The organism is Janthinobacterium sp. TB1-E2 (assembly GCF_036885605.1).
Classification (GTDB): domain Bacteria; phylum Pseudomonadota; class Gammaproteobacteria; order Burkholderiales; family Burkholderiaceae_D; genus Janthinobacterium; species Janthinobacterium aestuarii.
Genome location: NZ_CP142523.1, coordinates 4,608,534 through 4,624,170, shown reverse-complemented (window position 1 = coordinate 4,624,170; position 15,637 = coordinate 4,608,534). Strand labels below are relative to the sequence as shown.

Sequence of the window (15,637 nt, the reverse complement as noted above, 5' to 3'; positions counted from 1 at the left end):
TGGAGAGCGCCATGCAGGAATCGAGCGGCCGCATCGAAACCACCCATATCGACGAAGTCGGACGGACTGCGACGAGTTCGCTCCAGTGGCTGCTGGAAAACCGCAACCTGAAAGGCAAGGCCAGCCACCCGATTACGCATAACAACAAGCTGACGTTGTTCATTTGCGGACAGGAAGCGTTCGCCGACATCGCCGCGGAGATCGCCAAGGCTAAACATTCGGTCGACCTGTGCTGCTGGGGCTTCGACCCGGGTATGGAACTGGTGCGCGGCAACGGTGCCACCTGGCCGCGTGGCGACACGTTTGGCGACTTGCTGATCGCCGCCGCACGGCGTCACGTCAGGGTACGCCTGCTGATCTGGCATGATCGGATCGGTTCGCCGATGGTGCACAATATGCCGGGCCATTCGCACGGCACCTCACCATGGAAAACCGATGGACGGCGCGCCGACGACATCAGCGCCAAAGCCAGCCTGGCGATGTTGCAGGACGCGGTCGCCAGGAAAGCGATGTTCAGCGGCGGTTTCAGGGGCGATAGGGTCCGGCTCGAGGATATTCCGATGCTGGCGCGTGAAGAATATTGCTACAACTGGTATGTGGCGGCGTTTAAGGGCATGCTGAGTGGTATCACGATTCGTTTGCGCCACGGCGACAGCGGCGCAATCAGCAAGAGTATCTCGACCGAAATAAACCAGCCGCGCGGCTTGACGATGGGGGAAATCGAAAAGCCCGGCATGCAATACCTGGGCACGCACCACCAGAAGCCTGTCCTGATCGATTTCGACCACGAAGAGGGGGCCAAGGCCGTTGGTTACGTGATGGGCCTGAACTCGGTGACCGATTATTGGGACACGACGGCCCATCTGCTCGACGATACGCGCCGCGAACAGGGCGGCGTCAACGAGCGGCGCGAGTGCTTGCAGGGAATGGCCGCGGACGGCGGGTTCGCCACCTTGAAGCCCTATCAGGATTACGCCTGCCGCATCGACGGCGGCAAGGCATTGATCGCGCTGTACAACAATTTCGTGAAGGCATGGGACCGCGCTATCGACGACCGCACGCGTTCGGCTTCCACCGACTGTGTTAGCCAGGAGTTGCCATGTGGCAGCCCACCGGCGCGGCTGTTGCGCGAGGCCGGGCCGGACGACGCCACCGTGCAGATCGTCCTGACGCAGCCCGAGGAGCAGGACAAAACCATCAAGGAAACCTACTTTCGCGCCGTGACCCAGGCCAGCCTGGCGGCCGGCTACCTGTATGTGGAAAACCAGTATTTCCAGTATGAAGATTGGGCCGCGCACTTGCTTGCCGAGCGCAAGAAGGTGGTTGCCGCCTGGAAGGCCGGCAGCGTGAAAGCGGGCAAGACCATGCGTGATATGCCCGTCATGCACGTATTCATCGTCATCCCGGTGCCGGAGCGGGCGCAGATGGTGCCGCGCACCCACGACACGCTGGCGGCGCTGGGGCAGCACGATGGCATGACAGGGCAAAATACCATGATCGACGACTACAACAAGCGACCGAAAACCCGGCGTGTCAGGGCAGGGTTCGGCATTTCCACCGAGGCGGAAGTCAAGTTGCCCGACGTGGTGCGGCATTCCAACGGCATCAACAAACCCGGCGTGATGACGCTTGAAAGCGAATTCGGGCTGAAGGTGTCGGTGGCCATGCTCAATGTCAGCGCGTTCGATAACGACCGCTGGCGCTACCGTGAAATCTACATCCATTCCAAACTGATGCTGGTCGACGACGTGTTCATGACCTTGGGCAGCGCCAACCTGAATCAGCGCAGCATGGCCGTCGACAGCGAAATCAATATCGCCACCGTCGATCATCGCGTGGCTCGGGACTTGCGCAAGCGGGTGTGGCGCATGCTTAGCGGCGGACTGGTCGATGGCGGGGGTGGGACGAAGGGGGAGATTGTGGATGCCTTTGAAAAGTGGGGAAACTTAATGAAAGCCAATCGAACGAAAAAGCTGGCAAAACAAGGCGGAGAAAAATTAAAAAAAATGATTGGTTTTTTGTTGCCATTAGAAGATAGCCGAAGTTCTACTATACGTCTGGGGTGAGCATGAAACAGTATCAAAATATATTCATTCGTCTGCCATGTTCCGTATTGGTAGTTCTCCTGTATATCCCTTTATTCGCCTGCAAAATGCCAAACGACAAAGAAGAAGTCTTGCCACGCAACCAAAGCCTGCCCCTCTTCAATCCGCATGTCCCTGATTTCATTTGTGAAATCGAATCGAACAAGGTGCCGCCCATCGATGCGCAAGCCGAGGACTGGTTTCTCGAAGCACGCGCCTTGGAAGATCCTGAAATTTTTGTGGAAGACCGCGATTATAAAAAAATCATCGATCTGACGCGTCAGGCGGCGCAGCGTTTGCACTGGAAGGCGATGCTCAATCTGGCCAGCCTGTATGTGGAAGGACGCGATCCTTTAAATGGTGAGGAAGAAGCGGTGCAACTGGTGGAAAAGGCGATGCGGCTGGGCATACCGGCGGCCTACGACCGGATGGGAACGTATTATGCGAACAGTACGGGTGTGACAGGCGATACCACCCGGGCTTATGCCTTCTGGCAAAAGGCGGCTGTCATGGGAAATCCTCAGGCGATGGCATTTTTAGGAGAAAAATTAAGAGCGGGAACAGACGGTGCTATTCCTGGATATTGGGCCAATATTCCTGTAGCGATAAAAATGATGGCGTGTGCGCTTTCTCAAGGATATGGGCCTGCTGCGTTTAACCTGCACTATTTGTATGCAATACCAAGAGCTGCAAATGGCGATGAGATTGGCGATCGAACTCCTGCAACCAAACAGCGTGCTCTAAATGTATTGCATGAGGGAGTCAAGTTTGGCTGCGCAGAATGTGCGAGCGCATTGGCAATTGAATTCGGTTCTCCTTTTGATCTTGCCGATATGCTGGCGCCATACGTGGACAAAGCTCGCGGCGAACGTTATGCCGTACTTAATCGTGAACTGGGATTCAATCCCAATGCGCGCTTTCCTAATCTGGACAAGGTATTGCCACTGCCCCCCGCCGACCTGCCACCCTGGAATGGCGACAGGGATACCTTGCTGCATGAAGCCAAGGGTGTGCGCCCACCGCCAGTCATCCCGAAGCCAAGCGCCGCCTCGCTGTTGCAAAAACCATATTTCCTGGCCGCCGGCTATGCCCTGCGTCCCACCGGCTTACACAGCGACGCGCCGACCGCGCCATTTTCCGCATATTGGCAACCTGTCGCTGGGCAGGGTTTGACGGAACCGGCCTGGCTGTTCGGTGAAGGCGAAGAGTTCCGCCATTTCAGCGTGCTCGATGCCGCTGGAAAGAGCCGTTACGGCCCCGTGACATGGGAGCAGTGCCTGACGATACGGCACAACCATGGGGCAATGGAGCCGCGCGCGGCGCGCGGCTTGCTGCGCGAGGTTGCGCGGCCCGAGCCATGGTTAAGCTGCGCTTGCGACCAGGTCTGTCCGGTCAGCGGTGTCTGGCAACCGTGGGTGGCGGCCGACCATCCGCTGCAGGCCATCGTCAACCAGTACTGGCGCCAGGCTTGGCTGACCCAGGGCGCGCCGTTCCCGCGACCGCACCGCGACTGGCTGCTCGATTTGTCAGACGACGATGTGACGTGGCATTTGATGGATGCGTCCCTTGCAGATCTCGGCTAAGGCTGAACGTTAGCGATATCTCTCATAGGCGACCCTGTCCCAGCCTAAGAAATAGTTTCTATCTGCATATCCGACCTGGCCCCGGCTCCCTAGGCGGGTGCGGTCTTTTTTTTCGCCGCGCTGACGATGAAGGGCCGCTCTGAGTCACCGGTTTGTGCTCCCGGCATCGTCCGCACTGTTCACGCACCACCGCCTGCCGCCTTGGCTGTGCCACGTATAATTCCTCGCACTATCCACCGCTATTCTTTTTCGACAGGCCCATCATGTCCCTGACTCCCGATTCGCTGCCTGACTGGCAAACGTTTGAAGCGGCATACGCTGTTGAAGAAACCTGGTTCAAGCTGGCCAGCGCGTCGCTGGCAGTGCTGGGTGCCTCCCCATTCAAGGACCAGGCATTTTCAGCGTTTGCCTTCAACGCCGTATCGTTCCCGTCCCTTTCGCTGAGTTTTGACACCGCCCCCGATAACCGGGAGCGTGGTGATTACCCGCCGGACTGGTCGAACGAGTGCATGGAAGTCGATGTGCCGGAAATCGGCCAACTATGGGAAGAGGGGCATGCAACGATAGAAGGCGCGCTGCTCGAGCTGATCGACGCTGCCGATGACGACTTGCTCGATGCCATCGAGGAAGGCTATCTGCACAGCCTGAGGAAAACCATGGTGCGGCTTGAGACGCGCCATGCTTTCGAGCAGATCAGGACCTGCGCGCGATTCTGGACCGTGGTCACGCAAATCGATGCCGATACGGATGAAGAGGAACGGCTGCTCGACCAGGTGCGGCTGGCGGCAATGGCCAGCCATGCATGAGGGGCTGACTGCTATATCAGGGCTTTCCAGGCCCTGACTTCGGCGTCCGTGAGCATCGGCCCCCAGCCGCCGCGCGGCGCCGTATCGTGCTGCGCATAGTGCGCAAGTTGCGGTACCGCCACATCATGCCGGACACAGATGTCAAGCACGGCTTCCAGCTGGCGCCGGCTTGCCGGAAGGTCGTCGGCATGCCAGGTACAGGCGCTCGTTTCCAGCACATGCTGAACAAGCTGCTCCAGCGTGCCGAGCAGGTGCCCGGGTATTGCCGTGCGGATGTCGTCCGGCCAGGGATCGCCCATGCCCGTCACAGCCAGGGAAGCAAAGCCGCGCTCCCAGGCCGCAAAATCCCCAGGCGCGACCTGCGTTACTTTCCATATGTGGCCGGCGAACGCGGACAGCGCCGGATGGTGAATGTCGAAGCGCAGGCAAAAGCGCTGCAGGCACGTCACGGCAATGCATTGCCTGGCGATCACGGAGAGAGTGTCTATTGATATATTGTGCATAAATTGACGGCGTTTCAAAAATAATGGCTGGTCTCGGCTGAATGCCTGCCTCTCAGCTGCCTGGCGCACGCTGCTTCAGCTTGAATCATTTCTCAAAGACCAGCCAGGACCAGCTCACCCCTGCCTGGCGATTCTGCGGCTGGATGGATGGCGCCTGCGTGCTCAGTATGACCTTGAGTCCATGCCGCATCGCCAGGTCTGCCGTTTCACCAGCGGATACGTCAAAGATGCGGCGGCCTTCCGGGGGCGGACCATGCCTCAGGGAAATGACGAGTACTGCGCCGGGCTTGAGCAATGCGCTGATATTGCCCATCGCCTCCATCCTTTCTTCCGCCGCCAGATGCATCCAGACGGCAGCGACGACAATCAGGTCATACCTGGTGTGGCGCGCGCCTATCGTGGACAGGGCGGGCAGGCTATCGTTGATCCATTCAAGGTTGGCCAGGGCATGCGCCTGCATGCCCGCTGCGCGGAAGGCGGCAACGGGCTCAAGCGCGATCACCGTGTGTCCCAGGCTTGCCAGCCACGCCGCGTCGCCGCCGGTTCCGGCGCCGATGTCGAGCACGGCGCCTGATCGCGTCGGCAAGAGATGGGCAACGGGGCGGTATTTATCCAGGAAGGCAACGCTTTCATATCGGGCGATGAGCCGCTCTGCATGGTCTGCATAGCCCTCGGCGCCCGGGACAGTGGATGAGTCCATGGCATTCTGCATGATCAGCGGGCGCATCTGGCGATGGTCATCATGGCTGCTCTCCCGCTTGCTGGCGCGCCTGCCGCAAGGCCTCCACGGGCAACTGGAAAAACCGCGGCACCATGGCCGGTGACAAATCGTCGCCACCGTCCGCCATGGCCAGCCGGCCACTGAGCAGCAGCATCACGTAGCCGTGGCCCAGCGACCAGCCGGCGCTGGCGGCGGCCTTGTCCCAGCGCGGATCGAGACCCGCTTCGCGCACTGCCGCGCCGGCCGTCTGCAGCACGTACTGGAAGCACGCTTGCGCCGCTTCCAGCAGGGCGGGGAACTGGCGCACGTCCTGGTGCTCGAACATCAGCCGGTAGTGGGCCGGTGCGGCCAGGGCGAATTCGATGTATTGCTGGCCCAGCAGCTGAAACCGCTGTTCGGAGGGCAGGCTGCCCTGCGGCGGCAGTTCCGCTTCCCATTTGGCGATCAGGCTGGCGAAACCGGCGGCCGCCACGTCGGCCAGCAAGGCTTCCTTGCTGGGGAAGTGGCGGTACACGGCGGCGATCGACACGCCCACCGTGCGCGCCAGTTCTCGCAGCGAGAGCGTGGCGTCGTGCTGCTGCGCCAGTTGCGCGATGGTGGCGGCGACCAGGGTGTCGCGCAGGTTGCCATGGTGATAATTGCTGCTTGTGTTCATTCTATGTTATCGCTGTTCACATTGTCGTGTATGATGGTCATGTTATCACTGAACACATGGAGAGCACATGCAAGAGATTAGCAACGTGGTACGCGCCGTGGCCATGCCGCCCGGCGCCAGCATCGCCCCCTTGTACCAGGGCAGCAACCTGGCCGACGCGTATGCCGTCGGCCTGCCCAGCGCTGGCGTGCGGCAGATGGATATGCAGGCCCTGGCGCGCGTGGTGCTGTGCAGCCAGCCGCGCTGGGCGCAGTGGCTGCTGGCGCTGCGCGACATTATTGTCACGCCCTTCGGCATCAAGACGGCGAAACAGCTGGCGGCCAAGCCTGATGGACGCATCGGCATCTTTCGCATCTACGCTGTCAGCGATGATGAAATCATCGTGGGCGAGGACGACAGCCACCTGGACTTCCGTTTGTCCGTGCTGCGCAACCGGGACGCGGGGCTGCATGGCAGCATCACCTTTTCCACCGTCGTGCATTGCCATAACTGGATAGGGCGCAGCTACATCCTGCTGATCCGGCCATTTCACAAGCTGGTTGTGCGGCGTACGCTGGCGCGCGCCGTCAAGGGAGGCTTTGCCTGAGCAGGGAAGGGCTGCGGCGCTGCGGGCAATCTTGCTTATTCATGGCCGGTATTGCATACTGCACCACCAGCCTCATCACGATTCCCATGAACGATACGCTTCTCCTGCTGGGTTTTGCCACCACGCCGCTTGAACTGATTTCCTTTGTCCTGGCACTGACAACCGTTGCGCTGAACATCCGCCAGAATCACTGGGCGTGGCTGTTCGCCATCATTTCCTCGGCCGCCTACGGTTTCGTGTTTTTCGAGTCGCGTCTGTACGGCGACATGGCCTTGCAACTGCTGTTCATCAGCGTCTCGTTCTGGGGCTGGTACCAGTGGCTGCATCCGGCCAGCGGTGGCAAGACCCTGCCCGTCACGCGCCTGAATGGCCGCAGCTGGCTGGCCTGCGGCGCGGGCTGGCTGGTCGGCTTCCTGTTGATCGCCTGGCTGCTGACGACGACGGATACGGACGTGCCCCACGCCGATGGTTTCCTCACGGCAGGCAGCCTGGTGGGCCAATTCCTGCTGTCGCGCAAGAAGCTGGAAAACTGGATCGCCTGGATCATCGTCGACGTGCTGTACGTGTGGCTGTACCTGCACAAGGGCCTGACGCTGACGGCCGTGCTGTACGCGTTCTTCGTCGTGATGGCCATCATCGGCTTGCTGGCGTGGAGAAAGTCGGCGCCGGCCGCTCCCGATGCGATGGTCCTCAAGTGATGGGCAACTGCGTGCGCGTGGCCATCCTCGGCGCGGAATCGTCGGGCAAGTCGACCTTGGCGGCCGCCCTGGCCGAGCGCTACGGCACCGTCTGGGTGCCCGAGTATTTACGTGAATTTGTCGAGGCGCAGGGCAGGGTGCCCGTCGCGGCCGACCAGTTTGGCATTGCGCGCACACAAGTCGAGCGCGAGGCGGAAGCCGCCGCGCAAGCGCGCAACTTCCTGTTTTGCGACACGACGCCGTTGATGACGGTCGTCTACAGCCGCCATTATTTCGATGGCGCCGATGCGCCGCTGGCGGCGCTGGCCGATGCCACGCAGTACGATTTGACCCTGGTGACGGCGCCCGACAGCCCGTGGGTGGCCGACGGCTTGCAGCGTGAGTCCGAAGCCGTGCGCCAACTGATCTACCGCTACCTGCTCGACGAGCTCGACGCGCGCGGCATCGTCTACCACGTGCTGCACGACAGCCTGGAAGCGCGCCTGGAACAGGCGGCGCCTTTGCTGCAGCAGGCGCTAGCTGCAGCGCCTGCCATTTCCCTCAATTAAAAGTCGAACTGCGCCGACACTTTGAACGTGCGGCTGGCGCCCGGATACAGATAACCATCGGACTCCGGCGTCACGTCGCGCCAGTAGAACTTGTCTGCCACGTTGTTGACGCTGGCGCGCAGCACGGCGCGCGTGTCGGCGATGCGCGTGGCCCAGGCGGCGCCCAGGTTGAACACGTTGTACGACGGCACGAAGGTCGTGTTGTTGTACTCAAACGCTTTCTTGCTAGCAAACTCCCAGCTGCCATTGACGCTCAAGCCCGCCACCTGTTGTACGGCGTAGTCCGCATGTACGGCTGCCTTGAAGGCCGGCACGTTGGGCACGCGCTTGCCATCGAGGGCGGCGTTGCCCGTGCCTGACTGCTGGCTGTTCAGGGCCGTCAGGGAGGCGCCCAGGCTCAGGTTGGACGATGCCTTGCCCTGGGCCGACAATTCCAGTCCACGGTGCTGTGCCTGGCCTTCGCGCACGAAGTAGCCGGCGGCATTCTGGAATTCCAGGCCCTTGCGGATCTGGAACAGGCTGGCCGCCACCATGAAGTCCGGCGTCACATCCATCTTCGCGCCAAGCTCGATCTGCTTGGAGCGGCTGGGCGTGAGTTCCTCGTTGGCATTCATCGCCTTGCGGTCGGCCGTGCCGCCATGTTCCATGCCTTGCGAATAGGCCGCATACACGGAGACATTGTCGAGCGGGGTGTAGACGAGCGACACGTTGGGCAGCAGGAAATCGTGCTTGGCGCGGATTTCCTTGTCGGCCTTCAGCACATACTGGTAGCCGTCGACGTCGATATGGCGCAAGCCGCCATGCAGCTTCCAGTTCGGCGCCAGGCTCACGATATCCTGCACGAAGACGGAGTTTTCCGTGTCCTTGCGCACCAGGCGCACGGGGCCTTGCACACCGGTCGACATGTCGACGATCTGCGGGTGGTAGATGTTGCTCACGCCAGCCCAGTCGTACACGTACAGTCCCGCGCGGTCCTTGCGGCGGAAGGTCGAGACGCCGGCCGTGAATTCATGGCGCAGGCTACCGGTGGCGAACTTGCCCTGGATCATGGCTTGCGCGCTCAGCGGCTTTTTCGTCTCGCCCAGGCTGCGGTAGTCATACACGTCGTAGTCGCCATTGCCGCAAAAGCCGGGGTACAGCTCCTGCCCGCTGCAGCCGTACGGGAAGGCCGTGTAGTCGTCGCGCTTGAACGAGTGCTGGTTGGCCGACAGGGTGGCGCGCCAGTCGTCATTGAATGCATACTGGAAGCGCAGGCCGATATTGCTGGTGACGGTTTCCACGGGGCGCGTCCACGGCTGCAGGTTGAGCATGGCGTCGGCGCTGATGCCGGTTGGCAAGGTCGTGTTATTCAGCAGCTGGAAGCCGGGCGCCGTCGCCTGCGCCTTGTCTTGGTAGTCGGCATCGAGTTGCAGCAGGGCTTGCGGCGAAATCTGCCAGTCGAAGGCGCCGGAAATGAATTTTCGGTTGCCATCCGCGCCCTTGATGTAGGAGCGCAGGCGCTCGGCCGCCACGTTGACGCGGTAGCCGAAGCGCGTGTCTTCCAGGCGGCCGCCCAGGTCGACGGCGCCATACAGGGTGCCGCGCTCGCGCGTTTCCACGGTGACGGTGCGCAGCGGTGCGGCGGTGGGGCGCTTGACGATGAAGTCGATCACGCCGCCCGGCGCGGCCACGCCAGCCTGCAAGCCTGCCAGGCCCTTCAGTACTTCGATGCGTTCCTTGTTTTCCAGCGGAATTTGCGTGTCGCCAGGAATGGCCACGCCATCCTTGCGGTAGCTGGAATTGTTGTCGAGCTTGAAGCCGCGGATGGAAAACTGTTCCGCATAGCCGACGGCGTTGTAGGCGTCGTTGATGCTGGCGTCGAGCTTGACGGCATCGCTGAAATTACGGATCTGCAAGTCCTGCATGTCTTTTTGCGAAATGACGGTGACGGACGCCGGTGTCTGCAGCAGCGGCGCGTCGGAAAAGCCGCCCACGGAGGCGCGCTTGGCGGCCGGCGCCTTGCTGGCCGTGACGACGACTTCGGCCATGCTCTGGGCCTGCGGGTCGGCGGTTTCGGCGGCGTCATTCGCGGCAAAGGCCGGTGCGGCAAACGCGTGCAGGATCGCCAGGGTCAATACAGAAACGGATAAATTCGGTGTGGACATAGATTGCTCGTGGTTCAAGCCGTCTCTGTAAAGAGCACGGCAGGCTGCTTGTTCGGCTGGCGCCAACGCAGGAGCTATCAAAGGAGGGAGGTACTTTGCGCTTTCCTTCGCTGGCATTATCCAGATCAGGTACGAAGGGTATCTCTCACCCGGATGACTGCTCCAGGACCCCTAGCGAAACGACAGCTTAGCATGAAGCACGGCCAGCTGTCCCACCCTGCTGACCGTTTTACAACAGTGTGGTGCGAATCTACAGGCTCAGTTCCAGCACCTTGCGGCTGATGGCGGGCGTGATTTCACGCTGTTCGCCCAGCGCCGTCATGCCGTGCGCTTCCAGGGCGGACACGACGGCGTCCACGCTCGCATGGTTCAGGCCGTAGTCGGCCAGGCGCGTCTTGACGCCCATGTGGCGGAAGAAGAATTCCGTGCGCGCGATGGCCGCCTCGATGCGGCCATCTTCGTCGCCGCCGTCCAGGCCCCAGACGCGGGCCGCATACTGCAGCAACTTGGCGCGCTTGGCTTGCTTGCGCACGCGCAGCATGCTGGGCAGGATGATGGCCAGGGTTTGCGCATGGTCGAGTTCGTACAAGGCCGTCAATTCGTGGCCGATGGCGTGCGTGGACCAGTCCTGCGGCACGCCCACGCCGATCAGGCCGTTCAAGGCCAGGGTGGCGCTCCACATCACGTTGGCGCGCACGTCGTAGTCGTCCGGGTGCGACAGCGCCTTCGGGCCTTCCTCGATCAGGGTCAGCAGGATGCCTTCGGCAAAGCGGTCCTGCACGGAGGCGTTCACAGGGTAGGTCAGGTATTGCTCCATCACATGCGCGAACGCGTCGACGACGCCATTGCCTACCTGGCGCAGCGGCAAGGTGAACGTTTTCGACGGGTCCAGCACGGAGAATTTCGGATATACCTTGCGGCTCATGAACGAGCGCTTTTCCTGCGTGGCCTTGCGCGTGATCACGGCCGAGCCATTCATTTCGGACCCCGTGGCCGGCAAAGTCAATACGGTGCCGAAGGGCAGGGCGGCCTCGACGATCTTGCCGCCCTTGGCCAGGATGTCCCACGCCTCACCCTCGTGCAGGGCGGCGGCGGCGATGAACTTGGTGCCATCGACCACAGAGCCGCCGCCGACGGCCAGCAGGAAATCGATGCGCTCGCTTTTCACGAGGGCCACGGCCTGCATCAGGGTTTCATAGCTGGGATTGGGTTCGATGCCGGCAAACTCGATCATCGTATGGCCGGCCAGCGCCGCCTTGACTTCATCGTAGACGCCGTTCTGCTTGATGCTGCCGCCGCCATACGTCATGAGCACTCTGGCATGGGGCGGGATCAGTGCCGTGATGGCGGCGATCTGGCCCTGGCCGAAGAGGATTTGCGTCGGATTGTAAAAGTCGAAATTGAACATGGGGCTCCTGCCGCTGGGGTTTAGGCTGTTGCTGAGCCATGATTATGGCCGAACGGGTGGAAACGTGTCGTGGACGCTTGAGCTTTTCGCCCGCGCGGTGGAGAATGCAGCCGATGTCACCACCACGCGAAAAAGGAATGCGCATGACCACCGTCCCACTGGAAGAATCCGGCTTGCCGGCCACCGCGCTCGACATGCACCGCGCCATCGGCGCCACCATCGCCGCGCTGCAGGCGCTGGACTTGAACAGCCAGCGTTTTGAAGCGTGCACGGACCCGGAACTGCGCCGCGTGCTCGCGCATGCGGGCGACACGAGCCGCAAGGAAGCGGCCATGCTGCTCGAATGGATGCGCCGCCGCGATGCGCGCCTGGACACGGCCATGAAGGAGGCGCTGTTCAAGGCGGGGCCGATTGTTGCCCAGTATCACTATGACGAGAAAATATTGTAACTATTGGTTTGTTGTTGTGGCGTACCATGCGCCACTTTCGCATCGCTTCGCGTAGACTGTGCCCCTAATTAAATTTAACGCCGGATAGCAGCGGCTGTCCGGTGTATTACAGGGGGCTTTTAGAAATGAAATCATTACCATACCGAGAAGGCAGCTGGTTTGCCGTGCCCCTGCCGGGCGGCGGTTATGCCGTCGGCGTGGTGGCGCGCAGGGCGCCTGCCGGGCGCATCATGCTGGCATATATGTTCGGACCGAAGCGCGACAGCTTGCCCACGCTGGACGAGCTGGAAGGCTTGCGGCCGGAACAGGCCGTGCGCCGCCTGCGCACGGGCGACATGGCCCTGCTCAACGAGCGCTGGCCCCTGCTGGGCGACAGTCCCCACTGGAATCGTGACGACTGGCCCATGCCGGCCTTTATCCGCCGCAACGAATCCTTGCAGCGCGCCTGGCGCGCCAGCTATGCGGACGCCGATCCTGCCAAGCTGAACCGCGAGGAATCGATCCCCTTCGATACGCCGGGCATGGAAAGCGATTCCCTGTACGGCTACGGGGCGACGGAATTGTTGATGAGTAAATTGCTGGCGCAGGAGCAGGCGTCGGCTTGATTGCTGCTGGGTGGCGGTGATGTTGGCGCAGTGTAGGTCGGATTACGCGGTTCCCGCTAATCCGACCTACCTCGCCTGCACCGCTGGCGCGATTATTTTTACGCCGCTGGCAAGCTGATCTGAAACGCCAGGCCGCCGCCTTCGCGGTTGCGCACCTGTAATTCGGCGCCGTGGCGCAGCAGCACGCGGTCGACGATGGCCAGGCCCAGGCCGGCGCCGTTGGCCTGCCCGCGCGCCGTGTCGAGGCGGGTGAACGGTTTCATCAGCTGCTCGATCTTTTCCGCCGGCACGCCCGTGCCGTGGTCCTGCACCTCGATGATCACCTTTTTTGCGCCGTGGCTGGTACGTACGTGGCAGGCGATGTCGATTTCCGTCATCTCGCTGCTCGGCGTCTTGCCATAGCGGCGCGCATTCTCGATCAGGTTGTTCAGCACGCGGCGCAAGTCGGTGGGGTTACCCATCGCATGTGCGCCATCGGCGATGGTGGCGTTGATCTTCACGTCCGGCAGGCGCATCGCTTCGCGCGTCATGTCGTTGAGCAAGCCGCTGAGGTCGACGTCCGTAAAACTCGACGCTTCCGTCGGCTTGGCATAGTCGAGGAACTGGCCGATGATGGCGTCCATTTGCCCGATATCGGACTGGATGCCTTCGCGCGCCTCGTCCGACAGATTGGCCATTTCCACTTCCAGCTGCATGCGCGCCAGCGGCGTGCGCAAGTCGTGCGAAATGCCGGCCAGAATCACGGCGCGGTCCGATTCCACCTGTTTCAGATCATCGACCATCTGGTTGAAGCTGCGGTTCGCCTCGATGATTTCGATCGGGCCCTTTTCCGGCAGCGGCGCCGGCTGCTTGCCCTTGGCGATGTCGCGCGCGGCCGCCGTCAAACGCGACAGCGGCAGATTGATCAGGCTGGAAATGATGGCCGCACCCAGCAGGGACAGCAGGGACACCAGGCTGGCCCAACCCAGCCACTGGAAGCCCGTCAGGCCGCGCAGGCGTTCGCGGTCCAGCATCAGCCAGTATTCGTCGTCGTCGATCTTGAAGCTGACCCAGAAGCCGGCCACGCCGTTGACGCGCGCGGAAAAGCGCGTGTCCTTGCCCAGCTTGGCCTTCACCAGCGCCTCGATGTCGGGCATCAGGTAATTGTCTGGCGGCGGCTCGATGCGGTCGTCCTCTTCCAGCGAGAAGATGCGGATGCCTTCATTGCTGACGAGGTCGAACAGCAGCTCGCGCCGCAGCTCGGGAGCCGAGTGCGTCAGTGCCGCATGCGTGATGGTGACGACGGAAATGATCTGGGCGGAAATCTGCTGCGCCTGCGGCTCGCGCTGGATGACGGAAATCATGCCGATCCAGGTGATCATGCTGACGGTGGTCAAGGTGCCGAGCAGCAAAAAGGTGCGCCAGAACAGGCCGCTTTTCAGCCGCGCCAGGCTGATATCGGGAACAAGCTTCATCATGCCTCGCCTGCGATCAGCGCGGCTGTCCGTCCGGGATGAAGACGTAGCCGAGACCCCACACGGTCTGGATGAACAGCGGGCTCGACGGGTCGGGTTCGATCAGTTTGCGCAAGCGCGAAATCTGCACGTCCAGGCTGCGGTCGAACACTTCATATTCGCGGCCGCGCGCCAGTTCCATCAGTTTTTCGCGCGACAGCGGTTGGCGCGCATGGCGGGCAAACACTTTCAGCACGGAAAATTCACCGGTCGTCAGCGGCACCGTTTCGCCATTCTTTTTCAGGGTACGCGTGCCCAGGTCCAGCACGAAGTCGCCGAACTCGAAGGTTTGCGGCGTTTCCGACGGCGCGCCCGGGATTTCATCGGGACCCTTGCGGCGCAGCACGGCGCCAATGCGGGCCACCAGTTCGCGCGGATTGAATGGTTTCGGCAGATAGTCGTCGGCACCCATTTCCAGGCCCACGATGCGGTCCACGTCCTCGCCCTTGGCCGTCAGCATGATGATCGGCGTCTGGTCGCCCGCGCCGCGCAGGCGGCGGCAGATCGACAGGCCATCTTCACCGGGCAGCATCAGGTCGAGCACCAGCAAGTCGTAGCGTTCGCGCAGCCACAGCTTGTTCATGGCCGTCGCGCTCTCTGCCGTGAAGACATTGAAGCCCTGTTCGGTCAGGTAGCGCCGCAGCAGGTCGCGCAGGCGCACATCGTCGTCGACCACCATGATTTTTGCCTGGTGGCCGTGGATCGATTGCGTTGTTGTATTGCTGCCGGTAGTGGAGGTTGTGGTCATTTAAGGTGTCGTGTTATCTTATATTAGTTGCTATAGTAACGCCTCGCGCGGCGTCGGCAAGGGGCTGTGGCGACCCATTACAAAGTGTTACAAACTTTACCCAATTACTCTTACTGCACCGTGTAAAGCATCATACACTGGGGCCACAGTGGAAATCAGCTTTAGTTTATACGGCATCGCGGAAGAGGAACTCAATGAATATCTTTACTAAAAAAATTCACGCCGCTCCCAGCGCAGCTATTGCCGCACGTACATCTGTGCTGTCCGCATTTGCCGTGTGTTCCGTGTTTGTCGCCAGCCTGGCGTCGGCACAAAACCAGCCGCCACCGCGCCGTGACGACCAGCAGCAAATGCAGGCCCAGCGGTATGAACAGGTACAGCGCAGCAACAGCAATGATACGCGACTGCGCGAGCAGCGTGATGCACGCAGTTTCGACACGCGCGCCGAAGAGCAGCGCCGCGCCAACGAAGGCGCCGACGCTTCGCGCCGCACGGGCCGCATGACGCCCGACGAACGCCGCGACCTGCGCCGCCAGATCAACGAAGTGGGCCAGGACATCTACTCGAATCCGCCGCGCCGCTAGGCACCATGCACCCCATCCGACA

16 protein-coding genes and 1 riboswitch are annotated in these 15,637 nt (G+C 61.6%); of the genes, 9 read left to right on the top strand and 7 right to left on the bottom strand.

Annotated elements, in window-relative coordinates:
- Positions 1-11 precede the first annotated feature (11 nt).
- The 3 genes from OPV09_RS20805 (at position 12) to OPV09_RS20795 (ending at position 4,473) form a co-directional block, all read left to right on the top strand.
- Positions 12-2,066: a phospholipase D-like domain-containing protein gene (locus OPV09_RS20805; RefSeq protein ID WP_338679270.1), complete on the top strand. Its 2,055-nt coding sequence runs from the start codon at positions 12-14 to the stop codon at positions 2,064-2,066.
- Between the two features lie 2 nt (positions 2,067-2,068).
- Positions 2,069-3,667 (top strand): tetratricopeptide repeat protein, encoded by a 1,599-nt coding sequence (locus tag OPV09_RS20800; RefSeq protein ID WP_338679269.1) that lies wholly within the window; start codon positions 2,069-2,071, stop codon positions 3,665-3,667.
- Between the two features lie 263 nt (positions 3,668-3,930).
- The gene (locus OPV09_RS20795) at positions 3,931-4,473 is read left to right on the top strand and encodes a hypothetical protein (RefSeq protein ID WP_338679268.1); all 543 of its coding nucleotides are present in this window, start codon (positions 3,931-3,933) and stop codon (positions 4,471-4,473) included.
- Between the two features lie 11 nt (positions 4,474-4,484).
- Here the strand turns inward: OPV09_RS20795 and OPV09_RS20790 are convergent, their stop codons facing one another.
- The 3 genes from OPV09_RS20790 to OPV09_RS20780 form a co-directional block, all read right to left on the bottom strand.
- Positions 4,485-4,946 carry a hypothetical protein gene (locus OPV09_RS20790; protein WP_139143316.1) on the bottom strand — a complete coding sequence of 154 codons (462 nt, stop codon included), beginning with the start codon at positions 4,944-4,946 and terminating at the stop codon, positions 4,485-4,487.
- 115 nt (positions 4,947-5,061) lie between these two features.
- Positions 5,062-5,676, bottom strand: coding sequence for a class I SAM-dependent methyltransferase (locus OPV09_RS20785; protein ID WP_338679267.1), 615 nt, complete (start codon positions 5,674-5,676; stop codon positions 5,062-5,064).
- Between the two features lie 40 nt (positions 5,677-5,716).
- Positions 5,717-6,352, bottom strand: a complete 636-nt coding sequence (locus OPV09_RS20780; RefSeq protein WP_070302120.1) for a TetR/AcrR family transcriptional regulator — start codon at positions 6,350-6,352, stop codon at positions 5,717-5,719.
- 67 nt (positions 6,353-6,419) lie between these two features.
- On the opposite strand from OPV09_RS20780, the gene OPV09_RS20775 reads away from it, so the two are divergent.
- The 3 genes from OPV09_RS20775 (at position 6,420) to OPV09_RS20765 (ending at position 8,184) form a co-directional block, all read left to right on the top strand.
- The gene (locus OPV09_RS20775) at positions 6,420-6,938 is read left to right on the top strand and encodes a DUF2867 domain-containing protein (protein ID WP_338679266.1); all 519 of its coding nucleotides are present in this window, start codon (positions 6,420-6,422) and stop codon (positions 6,936-6,938) included.
- Between the two features lie 86 nt (positions 6,939-7,024).
- Complete coding sequence (gene pnuC / locus OPV09_RS20770; RefSeq protein ID WP_338679265.1) at positions 7,025-7,636, top strand: nicotinamide riboside transporter PnuC; 612 nt, start codon at positions 7,025-7,027, stop codon at positions 7,634-7,636.
- Positions 7,636-8,184, top strand: a complete 549-nt coding sequence (locus OPV09_RS20765) for an ATP-binding protein (RefSeq protein WP_338682330.1) — start codon at positions 7,636-7,638, stop codon at positions 8,182-8,184. Before pnuC ends, OPV09_RS20765 begins: the two co-directional genes overlap by 1 nt.
- On the opposite strand, the gene OPV09_RS20760 is transcribed toward OPV09_RS20765, so the two are convergent.
- Together OPV09_RS20760 and OPV09_RS20755 are read right to left on the bottom strand one after the other, a co-directional pair.
- Positions 8,181-10,328: a TonB-dependent siderophore receptor gene (locus OPV09_RS20760; RefSeq protein WP_338679264.1), complete on the bottom strand. Its 2,148-nt coding sequence runs from the start codon at positions 10,326-10,328 to the stop codon at positions 8,181-8,183. The genes OPV09_RS20765 and OPV09_RS20760 overlap by 4 nt on opposite strands.
- Positions 10,329-10,413: 85 nt before the next feature.
- A riboswitch (TPP riboswitch) is annotated at positions 10,414-10,511 on the bottom strand.
- Positions 10,512-10,578: 67 nt separating this feature from the next.
- Positions 10,579-11,736: an iron-containing alcohol dehydrogenase gene (locus tag OPV09_RS20755; protein ID WP_338679263.1), complete on the bottom strand. Its 1,158-nt coding sequence runs from the start codon at positions 11,734-11,736 to the stop codon at positions 10,579-10,581.
- 143 nt (positions 11,737-11,879) lie between these two features.
- Here OPV09_RS20755 and OPV09_RS20750 point away from each other — a divergent pair, with 143 nt between their 5' ends.
- On the top strand, positions 11,880-12,185 hold the full coding sequence (locus OPV09_RS20750; RefSeq protein WP_034750230.1) for a hypothetical protein: 306 nt from the start codon (positions 11,880-11,882) through the stop codon (positions 12,183-12,185).
- 125 nt (positions 12,186-12,310) lie between these two features.
- Entirely contained in the window at positions 12,311-12,790 is a 480-nt protein-coding gene (locus OPV09_RS20745) for an Imm26 family immunity protein (protein ID WP_070302110.1), read from the top strand.
- Between the two features lie 98 nt (positions 12,791-12,888).
- Here the strand turns inward: OPV09_RS20745 and OPV09_RS20740 are convergent, their stop codons facing one another.
- Both OPV09_RS20740 and ompR read right to left on the bottom strand, forming a co-directional pair.
- Positions 12,889-14,247 (bottom strand): sensor histidine kinase, encoded by a 1,359-nt coding sequence (locus tag OPV09_RS20740; protein ID WP_338679262.1) that lies wholly within the window; start codon positions 14,245-14,247, stop codon positions 12,889-12,891.
- Between the two features lie 13 nt (positions 14,248-14,260).
- Positions 14,261-14,962 (bottom strand): two-component system response regulator OmpR, encoded by a 702-nt coding sequence (gene ompR, locus OPV09_RS20735; RefSeq protein WP_223278807.1) that lies wholly within the window; start codon positions 14,960-14,962, stop codon positions 14,261-14,263.
- A gap of 263 nt (positions 14,963-15,225) precedes the next feature.
- On the opposite strand from ompR, the gene OPV09_RS20730 reads away from it, so the two are divergent.
- Complete coding sequence (locus OPV09_RS20730; RefSeq protein ID WP_139248196.1) at positions 15,226-15,615, top strand: hypothetical protein; 390 nt, start codon at positions 15,226-15,228, stop codon at positions 15,613-15,615.
- The last annotated feature ends 22 nt before the right edge of the window (positions 15,616-15,637 follow it).